Annotated in this window: 30 protein-coding genes and 1 riboswitch; of the genes, 16 read left to right on the top strand and 14 right to left on the bottom strand. The window is 37.5% G+C overall.

Annotation, left to right across the window (positions count from 1 at the left end; translation table 11 throughout):
* Positions 1-10: 10 nt before the first annotated feature.
* Positions 11-685 (bottom strand): metal-dependent hydrolase, encoded by a 675-nt coding sequence (locus FACI_RS01710; RefSeq protein ID WP_009886367.1) that lies wholly within the window; start codon positions 683-685, stop codon positions 11-13.
* A gap of 83 nt (positions 686-768) precedes the next feature.
* Positions 769-1,869, bottom strand: coding sequence for a glycosyltransferase family 4 protein (locus tag FACI_RS01705; RefSeq protein WP_009886366.1), 1,101 nt, complete (start codon positions 1,867-1,869; stop codon positions 769-771).
* A gap of 198 nt (positions 1,870-2,067) precedes the next feature.
* Between FACI_RS01705 and FACI_RS01700 the strand changes: the two genes are divergently transcribed.
* The 3 genes from FACI_RS01700 to FACI_RS01690 all read left to right on the top strand — a co-directional run bounded on the left by FACI_RS01700 (position 2,068) and on the right by FACI_RS01690 (position 4,255).
* Positions 2,068-2,334 (top strand): DUF211 domain-containing protein, encoded by a 267-nt coding sequence (locus FACI_RS01700; RefSeq protein ID WP_009886365.1) that lies wholly within the window; start codon positions 2,068-2,070, stop codon positions 2,332-2,334.
* A complete protein-coding gene (locus FACI_RS01695) occupies positions 2,331-2,855 on the top strand; it encodes a hypothetical protein (protein ID WP_009886364.1) in 525 nt (174 codons plus the stop codon). Before FACI_RS01700 ends, FACI_RS01695 begins: the two co-directional genes overlap by 4 nt.
* Positions 2,856-2,957: 102 nt before the next feature.
* Positions 2,958-3,057: riboswitch (TPP riboswitch) on the top strand.
* Positions 3,044-4,255, top strand: coding sequence for an MFS transporter (locus FACI_RS01690; protein ID WP_009886363.1), 1,212 nt, complete (start codon positions 3,044-3,046; stop codon positions 4,253-4,255). (Overlaps the previous riboswitch by 14 nt.)
* On the opposite strand, the gene FACI_RS09915 is transcribed toward FACI_RS01690, so the two are convergent.
* Positions 4,239-5,204: a uracil-DNA glycosylase family protein gene (locus FACI_RS09915; RefSeq protein WP_009886362.1), complete on the bottom strand. Its 966-nt coding sequence runs from the start codon at positions 5,202-5,204 to the stop codon at positions 4,239-4,241. The two genes, FACI_RS01690 and FACI_RS09915, sit on opposite strands and share 17 nt — an antisense overlap.
* 163 nt (positions 5,205-5,367) lie before the next feature.
* On the opposite strand from FACI_RS09915, the gene FACI_RS01680 reads away from it, so the two are divergent.
* The 6 genes from FACI_RS01680 to FACI_RS01655 all read left to right on the top strand — a co-directional run bounded on the left by FACI_RS01680 (position 5,368) and on the right by FACI_RS01655 (position 9,010).
* Entirely contained in the window at positions 5,368-6,042 is a 675-nt protein-coding gene (locus FACI_RS01680) for a hypothetical protein (RefSeq protein WP_009886361.1), read from the top strand.
* Between the two features lie 181 nt (positions 6,043-6,223).
* Entirely contained in the window at positions 6,224-6,694 is a 471-nt protein-coding gene (locus FACI_RS01675) for a hypothetical protein (protein WP_009886360.1), read from the top strand.
* A 36-nt stretch (positions 6,695-6,730) separates the two neighbouring features.
* Positions 6,731-7,627: a dihydroorotate dehydrogenase gene (locus FACI_RS01670; RefSeq protein WP_009886359.1), complete on the top strand. Its 897-nt coding sequence runs from the start codon at positions 6,731-6,733 to the stop codon at positions 7,625-7,627.
* Positions 7,624-8,367 carry a dihydroorotate dehydrogenase electron transfer subunit gene (locus tag FACI_RS01665; RefSeq protein ID WP_009886358.1) on the top strand — a complete coding sequence of 248 codons (744 nt, stop codon included), beginning with the start codon at positions 7,624-7,626 and terminating at the stop codon, positions 8,365-8,367. Before FACI_RS01670 ends, FACI_RS01665 begins: the two co-directional genes overlap by 4 nt.
* 36 nt (positions 8,368-8,403) lie before the next feature.
* The gene (locus FACI_RS01660; protein WP_009886357.1) at positions 8,404-8,637 is read left to right on the top strand and encodes a hypothetical protein; all 234 of its coding nucleotides are present in this window, start codon (positions 8,404-8,406) and stop codon (positions 8,635-8,637) included.
* Between the two features lie 34 nt (positions 8,638-8,671).
* Positions 8,672-9,010 (top strand): YidH family protein, encoded by a 339-nt coding sequence (locus FACI_RS01655; protein ID WP_009886356.1) that lies wholly within the window; start codon positions 8,672-8,674, stop codon positions 9,008-9,010.
* A 10-nt stretch (positions 9,011-9,020) separates the two neighbouring features.
* Here FACI_RS01655 and ilvC read toward each other — a convergent pair whose 3' ends face one another.
* From ilvC to FACI_RS01640, 3 genes are read right to left on the bottom strand one after another with little or no spacing between them, the layout of a single operon-like run.
* Positions 9,021-10,019, bottom strand: coding sequence for a ketol-acid reductoisomerase (gene ilvC / locus FACI_RS01650; RefSeq protein ID WP_048074125.1), 999 nt, complete (start codon positions 10,017-10,019; stop codon positions 9,021-9,023).
* A gap of 4 nt (positions 10,020-10,023) precedes the next feature.
* Positions 10,024-10,338: an ACT domain-containing protein gene (locus FACI_RS01645; RefSeq protein WP_009886354.1), complete on the bottom strand. Its 315-nt coding sequence runs from the start codon at positions 10,336-10,338 to the stop codon at positions 10,024-10,026.
* Entirely contained in the window at positions 10,298-12,031 is a 1,734-nt protein-coding gene (locus FACI_RS01640) for an acetolactate synthase large subunit (RefSeq protein ID WP_048074123.1), read from the bottom strand. Before FACI_RS01640 ends, FACI_RS01645 begins: the two co-directional genes overlap by 41 nt.
* A gap of 317 nt (positions 12,032-12,348) precedes the next feature.
* Between FACI_RS01640 and ilvD the strand changes: the two genes are divergently transcribed.
* Positions 12,349-14,007, top strand: coding sequence for a dihydroxy-acid dehydratase (gene ilvD / locus FACI_RS01635; RefSeq protein ID WP_009886352.1), 1,659 nt, complete (start codon positions 12,349-12,351; stop codon positions 14,005-14,007).
* Between the two features lie 35 nt (positions 14,008-14,042).
* Positions 14,043-14,294 (top strand): hypothetical protein, encoded by a 252-nt coding sequence (locus FACI_RS01630; RefSeq protein WP_009886351.1) that lies wholly within the window; start codon positions 14,043-14,045, stop codon positions 14,292-14,294.
* 265 nt (positions 14,295-14,559) lie between these two features.
* On the opposite strand, the gene FACI_RS09725 is transcribed toward FACI_RS01630, so the two are convergent.
* The 3 genes from FACI_RS09725 to FACI_RS01615 all read right to left on the bottom strand — a co-directional run bounded on the left by FACI_RS09725 (position 14,560) and on the right by FACI_RS01615 (position 17,768).
* Positions 14,560-15,594: a signal peptidase I gene (locus FACI_RS09725; protein ID WP_187288956.1), complete on the bottom strand. Its 1,035-nt coding sequence runs from the start codon at positions 15,592-15,594 to the stop codon at positions 14,560-14,562.
* Between the two features lie 557 nt (positions 15,595-16,151).
* The gene (locus FACI_RS01620; RefSeq protein WP_009886349.1) at positions 16,152-16,502 is read right to left on the bottom strand and encodes a hypothetical protein; all 351 of its coding nucleotides are present in this window, start codon (positions 16,500-16,502) and stop codon (positions 16,152-16,154) included.
* Between the two features lie 84 nt (positions 16,503-16,586).
* Positions 16,587-17,768 carry an acetyl-CoA C-acetyltransferase gene (locus FACI_RS01615; protein ID WP_009886348.1) on the bottom strand — a complete coding sequence of 394 codons (1,182 nt, stop codon included), beginning with the start codon at positions 17,766-17,768 and terminating at the stop codon, positions 16,587-16,589.
* 292 nt (positions 17,769-18,060) lie between these two features.
* On the opposite strand from FACI_RS01615, the gene FACI_RS01610 reads away from it, so the two are divergent.
* A complete protein-coding gene (locus FACI_RS01610; protein ID WP_009886347.1) occupies positions 18,061-18,429 on the top strand; it encodes a nucleotidyltransferase domain-containing protein in 369 nt (122 codons plus the stop codon).
* Positions 18,426-18,848 carry a type VII toxin-antitoxin system HepT family RNase toxin gene (gene hepT / locus FACI_RS01605; RefSeq protein ID WP_009886346.1) on the top strand — a complete coding sequence of 141 codons (423 nt, stop codon included), beginning with the start codon at positions 18,426-18,428 and terminating at the stop codon, positions 18,846-18,848. The genes FACI_RS01610 and hepT overlap by 4 nt, the downstream gene beginning before the upstream one ends.
* A gap of 99 nt (positions 18,849-18,947) precedes the next feature.
* On the opposite strand, the gene FACI_RS01600 is transcribed toward hepT, so the two are convergent.
* Positions 18,948-20,111 carry an acetyl-CoA C-acetyltransferase gene (locus FACI_RS01600; protein WP_009886345.1) on the bottom strand — a complete coding sequence of 388 codons (1,164 nt, stop codon included), beginning with the start codon at positions 20,109-20,111 and terminating at the stop codon, positions 18,948-18,950.
* Between the two features lie 92 nt (positions 20,112-20,203).
* Between FACI_RS01600 and FACI_RS01595 the strand changes: the two genes are divergently transcribed.
* The gene (locus FACI_RS01595) at positions 20,204-20,722 is read left to right on the top strand and encodes a hypothetical protein (RefSeq protein ID WP_009886344.1); all 519 of its coding nucleotides are present in this window, start codon (positions 20,204-20,206) and stop codon (positions 20,720-20,722) included.
* Here the strand turns inward: FACI_RS01595 and FACI_RS01590 are convergent.
* A complete protein-coding gene (locus FACI_RS01590) occupies positions 20,716-21,207 on the bottom strand; it encodes a TIGR00725 family protein (protein ID WP_009886343.1) in 492 nt (163 codons plus the stop codon). The two genes, FACI_RS01595 and FACI_RS01590, sit on opposite strands and share 7 nt — an antisense overlap.
* Positions 21,208-21,235: 28 nt before the next feature.
* Positions 21,236-21,541, bottom strand: a complete 306-nt coding sequence (locus tag FACI_RS01585; protein WP_009886342.1) for an NfeD family protein — start codon at positions 21,539-21,541, stop codon at positions 21,236-21,238.
* Positions 21,542-21,676: 135 nt separating this feature from the next.
* Here FACI_RS01585 and FACI_RS01580 point away from each other — a divergent pair, with 135 nt between their 5' ends.
* Positions 21,677-22,384, top strand: coding sequence for an SDR family oxidoreductase (locus FACI_RS01580; protein WP_048074025.1), 708 nt, complete (start codon positions 21,677-21,679; stop codon positions 22,382-22,384).
* Positions 22,381-23,043, top strand: a complete 663-nt coding sequence (locus FACI_RS01575; RefSeq protein ID WP_009886340.1) for a uracil-DNA glycosylase — start codon at positions 22,381-22,383, stop codon at positions 23,041-23,043. Before FACI_RS01580 ends, FACI_RS01575 begins: the two co-directional genes overlap by 4 nt.
* Here FACI_RS01575 and FACI_RS01570 read toward each other — a convergent pair whose 3' ends face one another.
* Positions 23,044-23,388, bottom strand: a complete 345-nt coding sequence (locus tag FACI_RS01570; RefSeq protein WP_019841360.1) for a hypothetical protein — start codon at positions 23,386-23,388, stop codon at positions 23,044-23,046.
* A gap of 67 nt (positions 23,389-23,455) precedes the next feature.
* Positions 23,456-24,376 (bottom strand): NAD-dependent epimerase/dehydratase family protein, encoded by a 921-nt coding sequence (locus FACI_RS01565; protein ID WP_009886338.1) that lies wholly within the window; start codon positions 24,374-24,376, stop codon positions 23,456-23,458.
* Positions 24,377-24,455 lie beyond the last annotated feature (79 nt).

The following is a 24,455-nucleotide window of genomic DNA, read 5'->3' as shown; positions in this document are numbered from 1 at the left end:
GATTGGATTTTTATAGCTTGAAAGGCTTTGCGATATCAGGAACTATTGTCTTAACACCACTCCTTTCCGCTTTCTTCTGAAATTCTGAGGCATCTGCCTTAATCGGAGGGAATGTGTTATAATGCATAGGTATCGCATTTTTAACTTTAAGAAGTTTCAGCGCTTCTATTGCCCCATCCACATCCATTGTATAGTGGCCGCCAATTGGAAGCATTGCAATATCTGGGTGGTAAATTTCTCCTATGAGTTCCATATCTTTAAAAAATGTGGTATCGCCCGCATGGTATATTTTTAGATCACCATTATCGATAATAAATCCCATTGCTTCACCGGCATATGCGCCATTGTAACTTGATGAGTGTATTGCCGGAACCGCAGTTGCCTTCACACCATTATATTCTATTGTGCCTCCCGGGTTGATGTCTATTGTTTCAACATTTTCCTTTTTAATAATTTCAGAAAGCTCAAAAGAACATACAATAGGGGAACCATTTTTTTTAGCTATTGTTACAGCATCCCCTGCATGGTCAAAATGACCGTGGGTAACTAGTATCAGATCAGCTTTAATGCCATTAACGTCCTCACTGCTAAGCGGGTTTGCACTGAAGAACGGGTCAACAAGTACGTTAACAGCATTCTTTATTGAGAATCCAGCATGTCCGTGCCATATAATTTCTGTCGCCATAATGGTTCTATTTCAATATAATATAAAATTTTTAGTTTTTTTTATTTCCATAATAAAGCTAAAATATTCCATGCATGTGTATATCATTCACTGTAATAGGCGTTCTTCATTTTATTATAAAACTGTGGCAGCACAACATCCCACCCATATTTGCCCGAAATATAATTGTGCATTTTAACCCTGTTTTCATATTTTCCCGTGTATTCTATTTTCCTATTCAGATCTTCCAGTGATTTCAGTATTGCACTTTCTGTGCTCTCTATATATTCAAGAAAATTCATTTTTTCAATATCATCAAAGCGCGGCCTCAACGATTCTGACCCTATAACATAAAGCCCTGATGATAAGGCTTCCAGTACGACGTTTCCAAAATTCTCCAGAATCGAGGGGAAAATAAAAGCATCCGAGTTCCTGTATATTTCTGCAAGCTTTTCATTATCCGGATTTTTTAGATAATTTACATTTTTAACCGGCGTTGAAAAAAGTGATTCCAGTTCACCTGACCCTACAACTGTTAATTCAATATTTAGAAGATGCTTTTTAAATACGTTAACAATTTTATCTATTCCCTTTGATTTCTCCAGCCTTCCTACGAATAGAAGGCGAATTGAATTACGCATCCTTTCGGATGGAAAGAAACGTGAAGTGTCGACTCCATTGGGGACACAGAAGGTATTCTTGAATGGTGCCAGATTCATATTATAACAGTTTATGAGGTGCATTGCTTTTATTTTCCTGAATATGAGCTTATTCTTAATCAATGCATATATTGCATTATTCAGCGCTTTAATTCCTGTATAATTTGATGGTATGTTGCCATGCTCACTCCAGACAAAAAATTTCCCATGGGCGAATAAATAATAATAATCATCGTTTGTAAGGTAAATTACCTGTGAGTTGTTTTCAATGTTCCTGATAATCCTGTAGTTTAAGAGCCTATCAAATTTTAAAATAAAAGGCGCCATTGCCCTCACAAAAAAATTTAACTTACCTGATGTGGATATGATAAGTTTTGAATAGACAGAATTAATGCCATAGACATCTTTATTGTTACCTCCAGGTACACCCTGAAGCACTATTTTTTTGAAATCTTCTGTATTATAAGAATTATAGCGGGCTATAGTTTTCTCTATCCCGCCATTGTAATCCAGGCTGGAAGGTATCACAAATGTTATGGCAATCATTAAATTTGATATGCAATTTAATATAAAAATATATGCCGCAAATTTGGCTTGGTTAAGTTATGATTGCATAGAGCAGGTATAGTTTTTTGCTAATATATATTTAGAATTGCAAAAGGTTAATAAATCATAATTTAATAGTTGATTTAAATAGAGAAGAATGAAGCCCATGGCTGAAATGCTTCGAGGTTTGAAATATATATGAATCTGAGGAGAATTTTACTGGATGTAGACAAAGGATTGAATAGGCCAACACTGACTGAACTTGCCGGTTCCATCGAGGATGTGCCGGGAGTAGATGCCGTGAAAATTACGGTTACTGAAATGGACATGGAAACCATGGGTACGAGCATCACGGTAGAGGGAATAAATATTAATTATAATTATCTCATAAAAGTGATAGAGGATATGGGGTGCGCTATACATTCTATTGACGAAGTTATCACGGGAAAACACATAGTAAAATGAATAAAAAATATATATTCCCTGTTAGTATCGGGCTTTCGGATGGCATTATAACTGCATTGATACTTGCTTCAGGTGGGATAATAGGAAAGAGCAGCATAGATCTTTTCCAGGCTTTCAGGATATCATTTGGTTCATCTTTTGCAGGGGCTTTCAGTTATTTTATAGCACAGTATGCAGGCTTGAATGAAGAACTGCACAGGACAGCACTGCAATTGAACCTTAAATCGACAGATTACCTTTTAAAAGGGCACCTTGGCATAGAAATATTTGTTGAATCACTGCTGGGGGCATTAATCGCAGCCTTTTTCGGTTTCCTTGGAGCTTTAATCCCATTATCTTCATCACTTATAGTTAGAAATAATATTGAAATTCCATTATTCCTTTCATATTTATCACTGGCTGTGCTGGGGCTGTTCATAAGCAAAACAACTGCAGGCAGGGCAAAATTCTGGATAGTGGTAATGGTAATAGTTGGCATTATAGTAACCATTGCAGGTTATGAACTGAAACTAATAGTCTGACCACCCAATTTTCCATAGAATCCGGTTCGATCTTTTATATATAAAATAATGCTGATAAATTTCTACCCGGCAAAAATTAAATATTGCTTCAAAATAGCCTGTTAAATATCCAGGGGGAGCTATTATAGCTGAGAGGATAGGGATCGACCCCGGGAACCTGATCCGGCCAGTACCGGCGGAGGGATTGGATGAAAGATGTAGAAAATATAAACCTATCAGAGAAAATAAGCAGAATGCCATGGAACAGGAAGCACTGGATTATTTTCTTTACAGTATCAATTTCATTTTTTATGTGGGGAGTCACACTGGCAATAGCACCATTGATAACAACATGGTATTTTGTCCCGCAATTTTCATATTATTATATTATCGGTGCTGCACCTGCCGGCCTGCTTGCGGGAAATATGTCCATGGGCTATATATCGGACCGCCTGGGGAGAAAAAATATCTTCCTGCTGACTATGGGCATAACAGTTGCCGGCCTTATAGGAATCGGGGTATCTTATAATTACGTTGCACTTATAATATTTGTATTTATCGCGGAGTTCGGGCTTGGTGGAGATGAAACCCTCTCACTGGCAATACTGATAGAATATCTTCCATTAAAAAGCAGGGGGTTTGCAATTGTGGAATCCTCAAATATGGCAAACATTGGTGTTACTGCAATAGCCGGGCTTTTTCTCGTATATCCTTCATCTGTGATAACACAGAAGAGCCTGCTGCTAGCTATTGCAATTATAGCTGGTGGAGCAGCCATATTTGCCCGGTACCACATGGAAGAAAGCGGGCTATGGAATATTAGCAAAAAATTAAATGAAAAACTGGAAATTACTCCAAGAAATACATTGAAATTCCTGGCACTTACATTTATGGGAATGGCAATAATAGTGGGATTTGCATTTTCAGATCTTGTAATTGGCCCGTTCCATTTCCCGGAAGATACAGGGCTGATTATATTTTTTTCCGTCCTTGCAGAATCTTTAACGGGAGTAATTGGTGGATACTATCTAGGAAAAAGCAAAAGAAAATCTATAGCCATCACAGGGTTTTCAGGGCTTCTGATTTCCTGGGCAGTTATTATAGTATTTTTAGGTGCAATCATAGCAAATTTATATCTTCTGTTATTGATGCTGGCTATCAGTTCCATATTCGGGGAAATTGGCTGGGCAGCCAGAGAATTGCTTGAACCTGAAAACTTTATAAGCAAATACCGTGGGCGTGGAATAGGTGTTATCAGGTCAGCGGGCTACGTTCTATATATAATATTTATATTTGCCCTTATAAATGCGGATATTTCAACATACGCCTATTTCATTCTTGGCGTATACATAGCCGGATTTGCCGGATCATTGCTGTATGCTGTAACTGGAAAAGAAACCCGGTTCATTGCCGCCCGTTGACAATCTTTTCCAGAGCCCTGAAATCAGATCTCATGATCTCTACGTTTGCTGGATTACGCAGGGCTGCGGCAGGATGCAGGGTTACAAAATATTTATCCATAAACAGTTTTCCATGTTCTTTCATTATGCTTTTAACCTGAACCAGTGTACGGGCAGCAACTGCACCGAGCAGGACGATTATTGCAGGATTGACTATTTCAATCTGTTTCATAAGGTAAGGAAGGCATAGAGCTATCTCATCATCAGATGGTGCCCTGTTTTCAGGAGGAAAGAATTGAACTACACTGGTGATATAGAGTGACTCGCGATCCATGTGTAATTCATCAGTTATAAGGCTCTCAAGGAGTTTGCCGCTTCTTCCGACGAATGGTTTTTTCATTATATCCTCATTTCTTCCCGGTGCCTGCCCTACAATAAATATTGCGGCATTTAAATTTCCTTCTCCGGGAACAAAACTGGTGCTTAAATCCCATTTTCTGCCTCTGTAAATTTCACTATACTCTTTATTCAGGGCACGCATCCGGTCCAGTTTTTCAATATAAGTGTTTGTATATTCAAGCAAGCCTTTCTGATTGCCGAATCTGAGCTCCTCCATTGCCTCCTGATAGTTTAACCATACATATCCACGGTGTTCATATGATACTTTTACTGTTGTCTCCGGTAAAACTTCGGAAAGATACATGCCAACATGTTTCAGAATTTTGGTGCCCTTATATGTAAAAAAATAATCAATATTGTAATAGAAACCATGGACAAGATTGCCGGGCTGCAAACACACGCCGGATTCTTCGCAGGTTTCCCGTAATGCCGCTTTTACCCCATCTTCGCCTTTTTCAATATGTCCCTTGGGGAAGTCGAGCCACCCCTCTTCCCTTTTGAGCAATAGATATTTACATTCATTATTGAATTTAGAGTATACGACAGTTCCATAACTGAATTCTTCTCTCATAGATGTGTTATTTAATTATACTATAAAAAATAACACAGGCACACTAGAAAATAAAGTTTATTTGCCTTAAAAATTAATTAATCATGGTAATTTAAAATTAATGATTTCACGTATTTCAAAAGGCAATAACAAACTCTTTATTTAATAATTGCTAGCCCAATAGATGAAAACATATGCCGAAATATACCCTTCAAAGAATCTGGATAATATAAAAGATACCATTGATGCCCTGGAATCATTTGATGGGTTTAATATACCTGACAACCCACTGGGATATCCTACAATGCCACCGGAACTTATAGGCTATATTATAAGGCAGAAATTTCCAGAAAAAGACATTATAATAAACCAGAGGCTCAAAGATATCAATGAATTAAAGGTGAGGTCTATAATAACCGCATCTAAAGCCATAAACGCATCTATTATATTTACGCAGGGGGATACTCCAAAATTCGGAAAAGAATTCAATGAAGTCAGTTCATCATACGCAATGAAGCTTGCAATACACCGTGGCGTAGAATCAGGGCTTATTCTCAGCTTTAAAAAGCCATTGAATGAGATACTCCAGAGAATGCAGCTAAAATCAAATATTTTTCTTGTAATAAACATGGATAACCCTTCCATACTGGAAAACCTGGACACATCAAGGTTAATTCCATATATCATAGTAAAAACTAAAAAAAATGCAAATATACTGAATAAAATAAACCAGACTTCTGTGGATCTGGAAGATCTGGCCATCTACATGGATACACTTAATAAATACAGGCTTAAAGGAGTTTTGTTTTCAGTTCCCGGTGATAACGAAACAATGGAAAATATACGTGATTATTTTTAAATCCATTTATATATTGCCCCGGAAATAAAGTTTCATTGTTAAGCACATTTACATTTCTCAATTATATAGCTGGATATTTCATTTTTATCTACTTCGCCACTGTACCTGTTCTATGTTGAATTTAAACTTTAAATCCAGGCCTCGACAAAAATATTAATATTGTTTGGTATCATATTATGGCGTGTACTGCGTAACAATTAAGGACAGAAAGGTAGCAAATTATGAAAACATATACCAGATTTTGCAGTTAAAGGTTGATTCAATATTTGTGATAGATTACGATGCATTGAAAAACAGGTACTTAAATCTAAAACTCTATGAGGAACTTGCAAAATTTTTCGAACTGACAGTAATGAATTACCCGGAAACAGAAAGTGATCTCATGGACACAATAATAAATGGCGCTTCTGTGGTTGTTGTAAACAACAACCTTACATTTAAGCGCATAGCCAGGTATCTGGAATTTACCCAGAATATTGCCATGAAATACCGGTATATAGACACATGTATTTATTTTGCAGAAAAAGGCGGGAATATGTACCTCACGGATAAGGAAATAATGCTGCCATACACGCTCGCCTATAATGCCAGGGGATTTCCAATTAAAAACTCAGTCCAGCTACAGAATTTTCCCCCAGATTTGATGGATTAGAATAATTTAGATATAAAGAATAAATACTGAATATATATGAAATTAAAGCCAGATATAGGCATAGGTGCCGCTAATCCATTTATCCTTGCTTCGGGAATACTTGACGCAAATGGCTACACTATAAAAAGAATTCTAGAAAATGGTGCCGGGGCCGCCGTTACCAAATCCATAGGCTCTGAAGAAAGAAAAGGTTTTGACCCTCCTGTAATTTACAGCGATGGCCGCTCTGTAATAAATGCAATCGGGCTTTCAAATCCGGGCATAGAAAATTACGGGCAGGAAATAAAAATAGCAACATCTTCCGGCAAACCTGTAATAGGAAGCATATTCGGGCAAACTCCAGAAGAATTTGCAATGTTGGCAGAAAAAATGCAGGCATATGGCGCATCTGCAGTTGAGCTTAACCTTTCATGCCCCCATGTAAAAGGATATGGCACAGAAATCGGCTCAGACCCGGAACTTGTTTCTGCAATAGTGTCCGCGGTGAAATCCAGGATTAATATACCTGTATATGCAAAACTATCACCGAATACCTCTGATATGCTTGGACAGGCAATTGCTGCCGGAAAGGCTGATGGGTATGTACTTATAAATACTATAAAGGCAATGAAAATTGATATAAATACAGGAAAAGCTGTGCTGAGCAATATATATGGTGGTCTCAGTGGGAAATCCATAAAACCTGTAGGCATCAGATACGTATATGAAGTTAAAAAGGAAACAGGAAAAACTATTATAGGTGTGGGAGGCATTAATAATTTTGAGGATGCACTGGAATATATTATGGCAGGTGCATCGGCGGTGCAGATAGGGTCAGCAATTTCACAGGCAGGAATTGGAATATTTGCAAATTTAACAAAGGAACTGGAATCATACATGGAGGCAAATTCAATAGATAATATTGAGGAACTTGTGGGGGTGGCCATAGAATGAAATATTTTACAATCAAAGAGAACATAATGGAATCACGGGATGTAAACACCCTGACTTTTGAGGATGATATAAAAATAAAGCCCGGGCAATTTATCATGGCATGGGCTCCCCGCATTAACTATATACCATTATCTTTTTCATCTGTTTCACAGATAAAGAGCATTACTGTAAAGATATACGGAGAAGCTTCTGCATATCTCGCGGGATTGAAACCTGGTGAGAAATTATTTTATGATGGGATTTATGGCAATGGCTATGATGCAGTTCCAGGGAAAAAACTCCTGATAGGTGCTGGAAGCGGAATTGCATCCCTGATACCATTGATTGATGAAAATACAACTGGAATAATTTCCGGTAAAACTAAAACTGACATACTTTTCCGTTCTAAATTTAAAAAGGAAAAGCTGCATATTGTTACAGATGACGGGTCTATGGGGAAGAAAGGCTTTGTAGCAACAGCAATGGATGAACTTGATATTGAAAGTTTTGATATGATCTATGTCTGTGGTCCTGAGATTATGATGTTTTCGGTGTTAAATTACCTTAAGGGCATGAAAGTGAATTGCCAGTTTTCCCTGGAGAGGTCAATGAAATGCGGCATAGGGCTGTGTGATTCCTGTTCCATAAATGGATTCCAGGTATGCCGTGACGGCCCTGTATTTTCCATTGAGAAATTGAAATCAATGGACGAATTCGGAAGGACAAAACTTACATCCTCAGGCAAGCGGGTATCTGTTTAGAAAATATTTAATAACCCTGTACAATTATAATGATACATGGCAGATGGAAGCATAGAACAGGAATGTGTTTTTAACAGGGCAGGAAAATGCTATTTTCTTGAATCCAGTATTACAGCATGTTCACTCTGCTTTAATTTTAAAACATTCAATATGTTAGGCAAAAAAAGGAAGGTATACTATAACCTGTTTGATTATTTAAAGGAAGCAAATCTCTCTGAAGGGCTTTTCCCCAGCAATGATAGTGAACAGGATTCATTAAAAAATTTATAATAAATGTTATATCATTCAATGTTATGTAATCAGAATGTCATCCGATACAGATCATTTTGCCAACAAAAGGACATTTCTAGCATGGATGAGGACAGGTATCTCATTAATGGGTTTCGGATTTGTAATAGCAAAATTTGTTATATTCCTGCATGCCCTTGAGAACAAGCCAACTTCATCCTTCAGCACCTCATTAATCGCCGGGGAAGTTATGATAATTGTCGGTATTATAACTATTGGATATGGCTTCTATGAATATTATTCCACTGAAAAAGATATAGATAATAATAAATATTATTCAAGGACGACAGAACTTTTTGTATTTACCGCCATAATAATAGGAATGGCAATACTGCTCCTTCTGTTTATAATATAAAAAAATAAAATTATTTTTTCGGCTGCCCCCTCAATACAATTTCTCTCAGTTCCCTTCCAACCTGCTCCTCCAGTGAATTGTCAAGGTCATCCATCAGGGAAGCAAGGTTTTTAGAACCCTCATCATACTCCTCTATCCATTCATCGGCAAATTTCCCGCTTTTTATCCTCTCTGCTTTTTCCTTCATTCTTTTCTTGACATCATCATTAATTACATATGTGCCTACAGTAAGCCCACCATACTTTGCAGTATCTGAAACAGCCCGCAGCATTCCTGATAATCCTTTCTCGTATATCTGGTCTGTAATTAATTTCATTTCGTTTATAGCTTCGAAATATGCCATTTCCGGGCGGTATCCAAGGTCTACTATTGTGTGGAAGGTAGCACGCAGCATTGCAGTCAGCCCTCCGACCAGGTCCAGCTGCTCCCCCATAAGATCAGTTTCAGTTTCTTCCTTAAAAGTTGTTTCAAGGACACCTGCCTTTGTGGCCCCTAATCCTTTAGCAATTGCAAGAGCTTTTTGCAGCGCCTGCCCCGAGTAATCCTGATTTACGCCAACAAGAACAGGAACGCCGCCGCCCTTAACAAAGAATTCCCTCACAGAAGGGCCCGGTGCCTTGGGTGCTGCCATGTAAACATCAACGTTTTCAGGTGGCTGTATTAGCTTGTAGTGTATGTTAAACCCATGGGCAAAGACCAGATCCATCCCGGGCTTAAGTACAGGTTTTACCTTTTCAGAGTATATCTTTCTCTGAACCATGTCAGGGACAAGGAAGATAACTATATCAGCGCCTTTCAAAGCTTCTTCTGTTTTCATAGGCTTCACGCCGTCTTCCTGTGCTTTCTTCCAGGAATTTCCTTCCCTTTCAAGACCGAGCTTTACATTCAGCCCGGAATCCAGAAGGTTCAATACCCATGCTCTCCCCTGGCTCCCATAGCCCAGCACTGCTATATTTTTCTCCTTTACATATTTCAAATCTGCATCATTTTCCGTATAAACTTTTCCCAGTACTTTACTCACTTATAACACCCCATTCAAATTTTTTTGATTTTTTATAATTCATTTCAAATTTTTTGTATTCATATCCTTCCAGTTCTTCAACGAAGTCAATATCAACCATCTTGCTTAACGTCACGATGGATAGATCCAGATTTCCAAGATTGTGTGCATCATTTATTGACATGTATATGGTACACACACCAGAATCACATTCCATATTCATCCATTTTATGTCAACCCAGAATCTCCTGAAACTGGCAGCTATCCTTTCTACCAATCCGGAATCTCTATAATCTGCCTGGATTTTTATTACCTTTTCTTGGGTCACTCACTATCACCTCCCTTAATTTTCCACCGGGTGGAAGCGTCGGAAGTGCAAGTTCTTCCTTATCCACCGGCACACGTATTACAGCAGGGACATTATCCCGTATTGCTTTCCCTATAAATTCCGATATATCGGAGTAATTGTTTGCATCAAAGGCATCGGCTCCAAATGACTCTGCATATTTAAGTATATTGGGTGAATTGCCATAATCCACACCTACTATCCGTTTGCTCTGGAACATATCCTGAACCTGCCTTACCAGCCCCAGTGTTCTGTTATCGTTAACCACTGCTATTACAGGTATGTTTTCATCAACGGCAGTTGCAAGATTATTTCCTGTCATCATGAAAGAACCATCACCGTCATAATCTACCACAACTTTTTCAGGTTTTCCAACCTTGGCGCCAATTGCACAGGGAAGCCCGAACCCCATTGTTCCCATTCCTGTTGAAGAAAAGAAAGACCTTGGCTCAAGATTTTCCCAGTGTGTTTCCGCCCACATCTGGTGCTGCCCTACTCCCGTTGTCAATATTGCATCCCTTGGAAGAGACTCTCTAAGGGTTTTCAATATCTTCCATGGCCTCATATGCCCGTCATCAGGAGGGTGCGAAAACTGGGAATAGTATTCCTTCAATTCATTTATCCTCCTGTTCCATGCGTATCTTGTACCATTACGTGACATCTTTGACAGAGCTTTCAGAAGTTCATTTACGAGAATCTTTGCATTCCCTGCCATTGACACATCAGGTTTTATCCCCTTGGTAAAATCCGTCGGGTCAAGGTTTATTGCCATAAAGAGCTTCTTTGTATCATTCATTTCCTCATAGGATGTAAACGTCCTATCACTGAACCGCGCACCTACAGCCAGGAGAAGATCAGATTCCAGGGCGACCATGCTGGCTTCAGCCCTGCCATAGTACCCCATAGCACCCACGTACAGTGGATAATCAGCCGGAACAGCGGATTTCCCGGGCAATGTTGATACAACAGGGCATCCTAAGAATTCTGATAGCTTTAATACCTCCTCTGTTGCGTTAGCCCATGTAACACCATTGCCAACAAGGATAACCGGCTTTTCTGCCTTTAAGAGATTGGTTGCCATTTCCCTGACCGTATCCATGTTTATAACGGTACCGAAGGGTTTGTAATGCACATTGACTTTGCCAGGTTCCTCAACTTTCTCTATATTTTCCATCTGGATATCTCTTGGAATATCAACTACCACGGGCCCTGGCCGCCCGGTTGAGGCAATATAGAAGGCATTCCGTACCCATACAGGTATTTCTTCGATAGTTTTAACCTCTACGGCATACTTTGTCACAGGGAATGACACGCCAAGTGTATCAGATTCCTGGAAAGACAATTTCCCCATGGCATTCCGGTTTACCGCTCCTGTGATAGCTACCACCGGAGAGGAATCCTGGTATGCTGTTATTAACCCTGTTACTATATTTGTGACCCCCGGGCCTGCTGTAGCCGTACATACCCCAACATTTCCGGTAGCCCTTGCATATCCATCCGCTGCATGTGCTGCAGCCTGCTCATGCCTCATCAGTATATGCCTTAATTCTCCGGATTCTATATCTTCTATAAGGGAATCATACATGGGCATGTTGTACAGGCCCGGTATTCCAAATATACTTTTAGTGCCCTCTCTTTTCAGGGAATCCACAAGCAACTTAGAACCTATCAACAGGAACACCCTTTTAAAACTCTAAAACTCAATAACCAGCTATTACAAAATCTGCGATTAAAAACTCCGCCACAGATGTTAGATAAACCTGCTCACACTTTTCACATTTCTCACCTATGCCTTAATTTAAGTTATTGCCACACTGCTAGTCATAGACAGCCGTATTTAGCATAGCAACAATATTGTAATTAAGGTAATATCTTCAAATACTTTATACTATTTAGTATTTTCTTTTTTCTTACTTTTTGAACTGATACTTTATTCCAATTTTTAAAAATCTATTAAAAAATGTTAAATAATATATTGGCTTTTATTTAAAAATGAAACGTTCTGATTTAACATACAGTGGCCCGGAAAGGGCACCAAACAGGGCATACATGAAGGCTATGGGCTTAAATGACAATGATCTCAAAAATTACATGGTAGGCGTAGCAGCCGCATGGAATGAAGCAGGCCCCTGCAATATACATGTTTTATCCCTTGCAAACCATACAAAGGAAGGAATAAGGAGCAGGGAAGGGACTCCAAGAGTATTCGCCACACCTGTGGTAATAGATGGAATTGCAATGGGAACGGAAGGCATGAAGTATTCACTGGTAAGCCGTGAACTTACGGCCAACACTGTGGAGCTTACAGTAAATGCCCATGGATACGATGGGTTCGCAGCACTATCGGGCTGTGATAAGACATCTCCGGGAATGATGATGGCTATGGCAAGGATGAATATACCATCCATAGTTATGTATTCAGGCACAACATTGCCTGGATATTATAAGGGTAAGCGCATAGCTGTTGGAGACCTTTTTGAAGCCGTTGGGGCATATATGAATAATACAATGACATTGCAGGATTTCAAGCTGATGGAAGACAACGCAATACCAACCGCAGGTTCATGCGGCGGGCTTTATACAGCAAATACAATGGCCATGATGACAGAAGTGCTTGGCCTTGCATTGCCGGGCAGCGCTTCTCCACCTGCGGTTGATGGTGCAAAGCAGAAATTTGCATATAAAACAGGGGAGACTGTAATGCAACTCATAGAAACTGGATTGAAGCCAAGAGACATATTGACGGAGGAATCATTTTATAATGCAATAACAGTCCTGATGGCATCCGGCGGTTCTACCAATGCAGTTCTACACCTCCTGGCAATAGCACATGAAGCAAAAATAAAGCTGGATCTTGATGATTTTGACAGAATTTCAAGAAAGGTTCCGGAAATAGTCAACATGAAGCCATCAGGAGAATATGTAATGGCAGACCTTAATAATATCGGCGGGGTTCCTGTATTAATGAAAGTGCTTATGGACCATGGCCTGATAGATGGGGATCAGCTTACCGTTACCGGAAAAACAGTAAAGGAAAATCTTAAGGATATAAAAATTTACACAACCGGGGATGTCATATCTGATTTTGATAAGCCATACAAATCCGATGGTGGCATAAGCATACTCAAGGGTAATCTGGCTACAGAGGGTGGAGTTTTTAAGACATCCGCTTCGAAGGTAAAATACCATAAAGGCCCGGCAAAGGTATTTAACTCCGAGGAAGAAACCTTTAAAGGCATAAAAGATAAAAAAATAAAGGCAGGAGATACTGTTGTAATAAGATATGAAGGCCCCAAAGGCGGCCCCGGAATGAGAGAAATGCTTTCTGTAACATCGGAACTTATAGGTGAAGGGCTCGGTGATAGTGTTGCCCTGATAACAGATGGCAGATTCTCCGGGGCCACAAGGGGAATAATGGTTGGCCATATAGCTCCTGAAGCCATGGACGGGGGTTTAATCGCTATTGTTAAGGACGGTGATATGATAGAAATAGACGCACCCAACAGAAAAATAAACCTTCTTGTGGATGAGGCCGAGATAACCCGCAGGATGAAGGAGTGGAAAAAACCCGATATAAAATACGAAACAGGGCTTTTAAACCAGTATGCAAAACTTGTAGCATCTTCATCCAAAGGTGCTGTAATGCAATAACCAAAACACTATATATTTTTTATCAATGCCTATGAATGGATAGCACAGAAGATATGAAAAAACTTGAAGATAATATAACGGAACAACTGGATAATTTCAGGCAAACTGCAGAAAAAAACTTTAATGAGATTTATGATAAATTGAATAATCAGAAATTGTCAGAGGAGAACGAGGAAAACCTTTCACTTGCTTTGACAATGATGGAAGCACTTGGAATAGATATACTTCACCTGATAAGGGATTACGAGGATTTAGTAGATTATCTAGATATTCTGAAAAAATTATAAATTTTAAGTACAGAGATAATTGCTGAAATAAAATATTAAGAAATCCATATTACTTTTTATAATATAATGAGGAATCTTCATATTGAGATTATGAAATCCTGCATTATTTATGTGTATGAATACCAGTAGTTTATGTTGCAACTTAGAAGTATTTCATTATCATATAACCCTGGGACTATTGTGCTCCGACCCATGTGTGCCTGTATATGTGGCTATGGAAGCTCTTTATGAAGAATATTATAAAACACAATCATCAACATCATACCTATAATATTACCATAATTAGGATTAACGATATAGCAATGAAGTATATGTTGAAATATAGACTACTTTTCCGTGCCCTGATATTAAATGGAGTAAAAAATGGCAGGTCTTCTTTATTGCTATTATCGCCTATCATTTCTATGCCGGTAGCTCTCCTGTTAATGTAAACAACTTTAGCCACTGCGATGCCAACTATATCATCTAATCTTATTTTCATGTAATCTACTACTTTGTTATTATCTCCTTTAGTCCTTATTATATCGCCCGAAATCTCATGAATTCTATGCGTTATATACCCTGAAGCATTTAAAGGCGAGTTAATATTTGAAGATTTGTAAGTTATAATATCACCAACTTTTAGTTCATGCCATGTTTTAATTCTCTTTATTATAACCGAATCTCCTGCCTTAAATTCTGGATTCATACTTATGCCGCGAACTCCTATTAGTGCAAATTCATTTCCATTAATTTTAAACCAGTTCAATTTACGGTGAAAACTAGTGAAAATTGAATTAAGCAAAAAATATATTGAAAATGCACCATAAACTATCATATAAATACTACCTAAACTGATAATATCTATCGTGAAAAATCCAAATACGATGAATCCAAATAAAAATAAAGAAATAAAAAAATATAGTGAGAAATATTCTAATGCCGATATAAAATGATTTTTTAGCAATTTAAAGATGATTATAGCATCTACAGCAAGCATGTAAAAATCAATAAAATAAGCGACCTTTAGCCACTCTATAGAGACATGTTTCATATAAATCAGTTTTGTTTCTATAGGCCAGGCAAAAATGAAGCTAAAAATCGACATTAGTAATCCAGATGCAATAAATTTCATATACATTCTAGCACCAGTAAAATTATCCTTGAGTTTTACACTCTCTACTATAAACATAAACAAAATAAACGAAGCAGCACTTCCTATTACAGTTCCTGAGATTTCAAGTATCCCATTTGGTAGGACATAGTTAAAATAACCATCAAGCATAGAACCTACTATTACTGGTATAGTAATTATAGACATAAAATAAAGATTTGCAAAAGTTGGAAGAAATAGAAAGGGAGAACCTAAAAATATTAGTGAGAGGAAAGCCATGTTGTGTATAATTATAAAGAATGAGACCGTTTTTATATTTCCGACCGGTTTTAAAAATATCAAATAATTGTTGCTGGTTTCAGTTAAACTAAGATATAGAGGTTTATAAATAAGAAATATAAGTGATGTGAAGAACATAACTGAAAAAAATATAATAAATAAGAATATTGAGAATCCATAATAGAATCCTACATTGTCTTTATTATTAGAAAAAAACTTCCCCTTAAAATAAAGTATTATCGGCATTAAAGGAAATAACTCTAATAAACCGTAATAAAGTTTAAAGTGACCGGTTTTATAAAAATTCATAGAGATAAAACATAGATATAATACGATAGCGATGAAAATTGATCGTGATAATGTAGACGAGAATATAAATATTGAATTATGGAAAAAATCCACGAATAATATAGCTAGATAAAACACTAGAAAATAAAATAAAAGATAAGAATATATATTGTACGATTTGTTAGGCATATTCTATCTCACGCTGCCGCTCCAAATATTGCCAATAATATCATATAGCCCCATGGGCCCAGTACACTAAGAACTGTATATCGAATAAAGACTATAGTACCACCTGCAAGAAACGCTTCATATCCAGCAGTACCTAATAGATAAGTCATAGCAAAACCTCCCGGAAAACCCAATGCAGTTAAAGAAAGTGCAGCAGAACTTTCAGATATGTGCCCAGTAAAATACAATGCCAGTATAGCACTATTACCATACATCGTTATACCACTCATTCCTATTACTGCTATAGAAGCAAATGCAGCAATAGAAATCCCAATAGCCAACATTCTATAATTAAGACCTGTATCTCTATATTTATTCATAATTAAATATAACTCATATATATATATATATATATTGTATCTTTAATAACTACATAATGCAAATTATTTAACTAAATAATAATTTTAAACTTTTTCTATTAAGAGTGAGTATCCCTGTCCGCCACCTACACATAACGTTGCAACTCCAAGATTGCCTTTCTTTTCCTGAAGTGTCCTTGCAAGTGTTCCGGCTATTCTTGCACCGGTTGCACCTAGTGGATGCCCGATAGCTATAGACCCTCCATGTATATTTACCCGGTTTCTGTCTAAATTAAGGTGCTTGATAGCATTCAATGCAACAACTGCAAATGCCTCGTTAATTTCCCAGTAATCTATGTTATCCGGTGAAAGTTTATTTTTCTTTAGCAGTTTGTTAGTTGCAGGTACTGGCCCATGCCCCATTATGGTCGGGTCTACTCCGGCAGCAGCATAGTCTATTACTCTTGCAAGTGGCTTTAATCCATATTCTTTAATTTTTTCGCCAGACATAAGCATGAGAAGTGAAGCGCCGGAACTCAGCGGCGGCGAATTCCCGGCCGTCACTCTTCCGTTTTCTATAAATGCTGGTTTTAACTGGCTCATCTGTTCCAGGGTACTCTCTGGCCTTGGGGTCTGGTCGGCATTGATTGTTTTAGCACTTCCATCATGCGTTACTTTAACCGGAAGAATTTCATTATTATAGAACCCTTCTTCTATTGCATGTGCAGTGAGTTTCTGGGATTCAAATGAAAATTTATCCATTTCTTCCCTGGAAATATTATTAATGGCAGCAAGTTTCTCTGCTGTTAATCCAACATGGTATGTAACATCCATATCATATTTTCTGTATTCCGGCTTTTCCATTAATTCCGTATTATATTTTACATACGGATCATTATATAATGGCACATGTGTCATGTGTTCCATTCCTCCGGCAAGGACTACGTCAGAGTTCCCTGTCTGAATTTCCATTGCACCTATTGCAGTGGCATTTAGCGAAGATGAGCAGGCCCTGTCAATTGCCATTGATGGTACACTAACCGGCAATTCAGAAAGAAGTGTCTGGTGCCTGCCTCCATATGTCCAGTTTTCACCTGCCTGAATAGCGCATCCTGTAATTACATCGCCTATGTCTTCAGGATTTATTCCTGTGCTCAGGGAATCTTTTATAAGCTTTGAAAGCAGGACATCCATGGATACCCCGTTGTATACATCTTTTGATGGATTATCGGGCTTTGCTCTGGAGAACGGAGTTCTTTTATAATATGCTATATAAACATCTTTCATTTTAATCACTATTTAGTTTGAAATTTGCAACGGTGCATGGTTCAAACACAGTACTCATATGAGGAACATTTTAATAAATATTCCTTTGTAGAAATATTGTTATTAAGTTTGTACAGGATTGTTTTTGGCTTTCAGTATATATTGATACATTTCTATACAACTATATTAAGAACTTTCAGCTGAAAAATATTAGCAGAAAGTAAAATGCAACCGTTGAGGGAACTTTTGGGATGCAAAATGGAAAAACCTTTTAATTATAAATTTATACTGTTATGTGTATAATTTTGATAAAATGATATCAGACGCAGTCAAACAAATATTATTTTATGGAAATAATAAAGTTGTGTTTATAATGAATTATGGGTCATATTCAAATAATACGTTCCATAACGGGTCCGATATTGATTTATGCATATATTATAATGGCACCCTTGAAGAAAGGCAGAAATTCAGGCTAAGTATGTTGTCCAGTTTAAATGATATATTTGATGTGCAGATTTTTCAGGATTTGCCTTTGTATATCAGAAAGGACGTATTGAATGGCAAATTATTGTATATGAAAGATAAATCTATTTACGAGATAGCAAGAAATACAATTGAGGAATTTGAAGATTTTAGAAGAGGTTATTACGACGCAATCGGACTGGAGAAAATAATATGAGAAAGGATATAGTTAAAAATAAAATAAATGAAATAGAGCAAAGCCTCGATTTAGTTACTGAAAATATGCCCGATACTTTTGATAAGTTTAACGAGCTGGGTATAATAAAAGATGGAATTTATAAACGCATCGAATACTCTATTGAAAATCTTATAGATATATTTTATATGTTTAATTCTGACTTTAAGCTAGGCATACCCTCCGACGACTCTGACCTAATAAATAATTTAAAGGCAAAAAATATTATTTCAGAGGATATAGCTATTAGAATGAGGGATTTAAAGGGTTTTAGAAATATTGTGGTTCATAGATATAGTAAAATAGACGACCGCATGGCATATGATTTTATCAAAACTAATCTGGATGACTTTTATATTATAATTAATGCAATAAAATCTGTTATTGACCAGAATAAATGATACTCCATATCTCCACGTTTTGCATTAAGTGCATATAAAAATTAATCAAAGTTAGGCAATGTGCAGGAAATAAAAAATTATAGAATAAGCATTATATAACTACATCAGTTCGAGTGTAAGAGTATGTCCTCCTCCACCGCCATGGCAAATTGTTGCAAGCCCTGTTTTCATATGCCTGCTCTGTAATGCATTGATCAATGTCACAATTATTCTCGAACCGCTGTTTCCGAGTGGATGACCTATAGCAATGGCGCCGCCGTTAACATTAAACCTCTCCTGGGCAACTCCCAGCTGGTCCCTTACAATAATGGATGCTACTGAAAAAGCCTCATTATGTTCCACAAGATCGTAATAATCGATGTTTTTGTGCTGTTTTTCAAGCAACTTTCTGGTTGCAGGTATTGGAGCTTCTACAAAATCCCTTGTATCAAGTGAAGCTGAGCTGAATCCTGTGATTTTTGCTATTGGTTTTAATCCGTATTCATTCAAAGCCTTTTCCGAGGCAAGAATAAGAGCCGAAGCTCCATCAGACAACTGTGAAGAACTTCCTGCAGTGAGTATCCCATTCCTGTCAAAGGCAGGGTTTAGTTTCGCAAGGTCTTCCATTGATGTTTTCCTCATGCCCTCGTCTTTCTGAAGGTTGTCCAGTTTAACAATTTCCCTGGCAAACTCCCCGGATTCTGTGGCCCTGATAGCCCTGTTCTGGCTTTCTACTGAAAATCCATCTGTCTGGTCTCTTGTTATTCCGTATTTTTTTGCCGAACGCTCTGCGGATACACCCATATGTTCGCCGTACATGGCATCAACAAGACCATCAACAAGCATTGAATCTTCTATTTTGAGATTCTTATATAAAAGCTGTTTGGGCCCCCATCTGAATTCAGAAGGCATTATTAATGGGGAGTTGCTCATATTTTCAAACCCTCCTGAAACAATAATATCATGCTCTTCCAGCATAATTTCCCTTGCAGCATTCTCTGTTGCGAGCATCCCGGAGGCGCATACAACGTTTACTGTATTTTTTGTTACTTCCGGTTTGAGCCCGGCAGAAAACGCTGCCTGGCCTGCCGGATTTTGCCCGACATTAGCCTGTATAACGTTTCCCATTATAACCTCCTCAATAAGGTCTTTGTCTATGCCTGAATCCTGAATTACACCTTTAATAGCAGCCGCACCGAGTTCAGTGGCCTTTATTTTTGCCAGGGATTTTCCAAATTTCCCTATAGGTGTACGTTTTGCTGAAACAATATACACATCTTTCATATTTTTCCATATATGCCATGGCTTTATTTATTTTATCATCGGCTATTATCGAATATAGGAAAATTTAATAACGGGAAACTTATGTTAACTGAATGACGGAAGAAAATAGCGCGGAACCAAATCCGGAAGAAAATCATTCCCCCGATACTGTAAATCCCGGCGATAAGGACACAGGGACACAGAATAGGGAACAGGTCAAAACCACACCTGAGAAGTCAGATAAACATGTTAAATTATATATAGAAATTGGAATAGTCATAGTTGGAATTATACTTATAATAATTGCTTCTGTCCAGATTAAGAGCATTGCACATGTAAAATGGAATGAATTCAGTGAGATTGCATTACCATTAAGCATTATATTTATTGTGTTGCCCTCACTTCTGTATTTCAAAAAACTGAGATCATTAAAACCCGCACTGACACTGGTAATAATAGCTGTAATAGGGATAATATTGCTCTACTACCTGCTTGCTCCGTATAAGATGTTCAGTGTACGTTTCGGCCTTCTGGGTGATGTCTTAGTTGAGTATTTAATAGGAATTTTCCTGGTAATATTCATGATATCACACCTTACAAAGGTACATTTAATGAAAAATAAAACTCAGTGAAATTTTTCAACAAAATTTTTTGCTTCCTGTATAGCTATTTCTACGGCTTTTTCCGGATCATTCTCATGAACCAATTTTCCATCAGTATCCTTTGTTTTTATTTGCAGGTTTCCTATGGATACCACAGTTTTTCCTTCTGTTATTGCAAATGCGGCTTCAGACGTAGTTCCGGAATAACCTTCTATGGCTATTATTGCATCCGATGCCCTTATAATTAAGAAATTTCTCATGTATCCTATTCCTGTAGGGATAGTCAGTGAAAGATACTTATTGCCTTCCATCCTGTTTTCTCCGGGAAGAATGCCTACAACCATTCCATTACTGTCATGCACTCCATGGGACACGCATTCCATTATACCTTCTTTCCCACCACAGAAAACAGCACAATTATTTTCCGCAAGTTTTTTTCCAACTTCATATGCTATGTTGCAATATTTTTTATCCGCAAAACTCCCACCAATCACGCCAATATTATAATTATACATAATAAACAAAGTGTTAAAAGGTATATAATTATTTAATTTTGGAAATGTACAGTGTAAGATCCCTCACAGACTTTACATATGCAATTTCTCCCTTTTTAAAAGTTTCACCCGGATCGTCCGGAACAGCCCTCCATAGCTGTGAATCCACAGCAATTTCATAGAAATTATTTTTAAGCGTTGACTTGATTTCTCCAGTTTTTCCAACAAGGGAATCTTTCCCTGTGGCCGGTTTTCTCCGGAATGGATGCCTTAACCAGAATCTGGAAAACCATGCCCCAATGAAAAAAGCTACAATTGTATCTAAAATGTATCCAATTATTATTATCTGCCCCATGCAAAAATCAATATAATTATAATATATTAATCTTAAGATTCCGGTATTATTTTCGGCCAATACATAATGTACTATGATAACCGGAGGAAATTTCTATACCGCAATATATTTTAGATGGTAGCTAATGGTATCCATATGTCTGGAAAAAATATACTTATTGCAGGAACCGGAGAATTAGGGAAATCATTGAGTTACGATCTACTTCTTCAAAATAACCGCGTGATAATTAATTCCCGGGATGCCGGCAAGCTAAAAGAAATCGTTTCTGAATTTTCAATTTACGGAAAAATTGATTATATAGCCATGGAATTGAAGGATGAAGGAAGTTGCAAAAATCTGGTAGTGAAAGCTGCAGAATCAATAAAACATATTGATTCGTTGATTGTAATGGTGGGTGGCTTTATAGAAGATAGCATTGAGAACCTGGATGGGCTTGAAAGTATGATCACAAACCATCTGAAAATTCCACTATATCTGTCTAAATACGCTCTGGAACATATGGTATACGGCTCTTCAATAATTTTTGTTAGCAATTCTTCAATCTCCATAAAAAATAAGACCAATCTCCTGTCATATTCAATATCAAAATATGCACTGGAGAAGTCAGCAAAGATAATGGCGGCCGAGCTTCTTGAAAAAGGCATAAGGGTAAACGTTGTCGCCCCGGAATACATAAAGCAAAACTTTGAAATTGGAAGAAATTATTCAAAAATGAGAAAATACGGAGATCTGGAAACACCACCTGAGGATATATCCGATCTTATAGATTTCCTTGTAGAGGGAAAATCATCATGGATTAATGGCGCAATAATACCAGTAGACGGAGGGCACAGCCTGAAATGAATATAGAAAAATTAAACCGTGAAATTGTTTCCTGCAGAAAATGTACACGGCTAGTTGAATACCGGAGTAGCAGAAGCCCCCGGGCAGGATTTGCAGGGGAAACATACTGGAATAAGCCAATAACAGGTTATGGCAGTATAGGAAGCAGGATTCTTATTGTCGGGCTTGCACCTGCGTTTGATGGGGGAAACAGGACGGGAAGGATTTTCACAGGGGACAAAAGTTCAGATTTCCTTATTTCTTCCCTATATGCTGCCGGGCTTGCCAATATGCCAACATCAGAGCGGAAGGACGATGGGCTGAAGTATATAGATACTTACATTACCCTGGCATTGAAATGCGCACCACCGGACAATAAGCCCGAAAAAGAAGAACTTAACAATTGCAGTGGATTTTTTGAAAAAGAAATTGAACAGATGGAAAATCTTAAAGCCATACTGTGCCTGGGAAAGATCGCCTTTGATTCCACATTAAAATTCTTTAGAGCCCATCAAATTAATACTCGTGGCATTAAATTTATTCATGGAAAATACTACAATATTGGGGGTGTGCGCCTGTACTGTTCCTACCATCCCAGTCCCAGGAATGTAAATACCGGGCTGCTCAGGAAGGAGGAATTTATATCCTTGTTAAAGAAAATAAGGAATTTTGTCGGTTAATTATTCCTTTTTATGGTATATCCACCGGTCATTTTCCAGATGTATATATCCGCCATTTCTAAGGTATACCCTTATTACTTTATGATATCCTGATTCTATTTCTTCGAAGTTATGCCTGCATATCCTGCTTCTTTTTATGGCTTTTCTGGCACAATCCATCCTCGCCCCACATTTATTCAGGGCCTTCCTGAGGTTCGTAATATTGTCCTTTTCCGCCTTCATTTTCTGTTTTTCTTTGGTTAAGTATCCCGGTTCAAACCTTTCTCTAGATGAATGTTTTCTTTTGCGAACAAATGTTGCTCTTTTTGGAATAAACATGCCTTTTCTTGGAGATACTGACATCATATTATTAATGAAAAAATATTATTAAAAAGTATCCCTGCTTTTCTGCTAAACCAGAATATTTTTAAAATCAATAATTATAATATTTTATGAGTTTATCTATTCCCTCATCGAGGGAAATGCTGGCTTTGAAGCCTATTTTCTGCTCTGTTTTTTTAATATCAGCAAGGGTATAGTAAACATATGTGTCTTTCATGGGATTTTCGATATATTCGGGCTTTATGTCTTTTCCCAGATGTTTGTTAAGTATTTTTACCAGTTCATTAAGTGTATAATTTTTACCCGTTCCCACATTGTACACATTGAATTTTTTATTATTTTCGGCAGCAAGCATGAGTGCTTTGACAAGGTCTTCAACAAAGACAAAATCTCTTTTCTGTTCCCCATCACCGTATAATACAGGTGCAATGTTGTCATGCATTGCCCATAGGAACTGGGAAACCAGGTTCGCATAGATTTTTTTGGATCTTTCATTATACCCATACACCGAGAAAAATCTCATCCCTGAGACATCCATGCCATATAGATTGCAGTAAAGGTTGGCTATTCTTTCCATAGCTATTCTGGCTTCTGTATAATAATCTGATACCTTCGGTATTACATCTTCTTTCTGTTCCTCTATTCCATTATATATGGAAGAAGTTGAAGCATAAACTATTTTAGATTTATTCTTTTTTGCATATTCAAGTACAGTAATAAGATCATCTATGGCATTTGCTATTAGATGTGGATTATTTTTATACATTGGGGAAGAGGAGTATATGCCTATATGGAAAATATAATCAGGATTTATCTCATAATCATTTATATTCTTTACCCGGTCTTTAATAAATTCTATTCTGTCCATAGAATCTTTAAGATTATGCATTGACCCTGTTTGAAGATCATCCAGTGCATATACATGGTTGTCCTTTGATAATGTATTTACCAGGTTTGATCCTATAAATCCAGCTCCCCCGGTAACTAAAATTTCTTTGTTCTTTATTGACATGACCTGTAATTGCACATGTATATAAATAAGTTTTTTATTTATTTTTCTGGCGTTCAAGCAGCATTATTTTCCTGAAATT

It is taken from the genome of Ferroplasma acidarmanus Fer1 (genome assembly GCF_000152265.2).
GTDB classification, from domain to species: Archaea; Thermoplasmatota; Thermoplasmata; order Thermoplasmatales; family Thermoplasmataceae; genus Ferroplasma; species Ferroplasma acidiphilum.
Note: the sequence above shows the minus strand (reverse complement) of the source record. Positions and strands in the feature narration are given on the sequence as shown.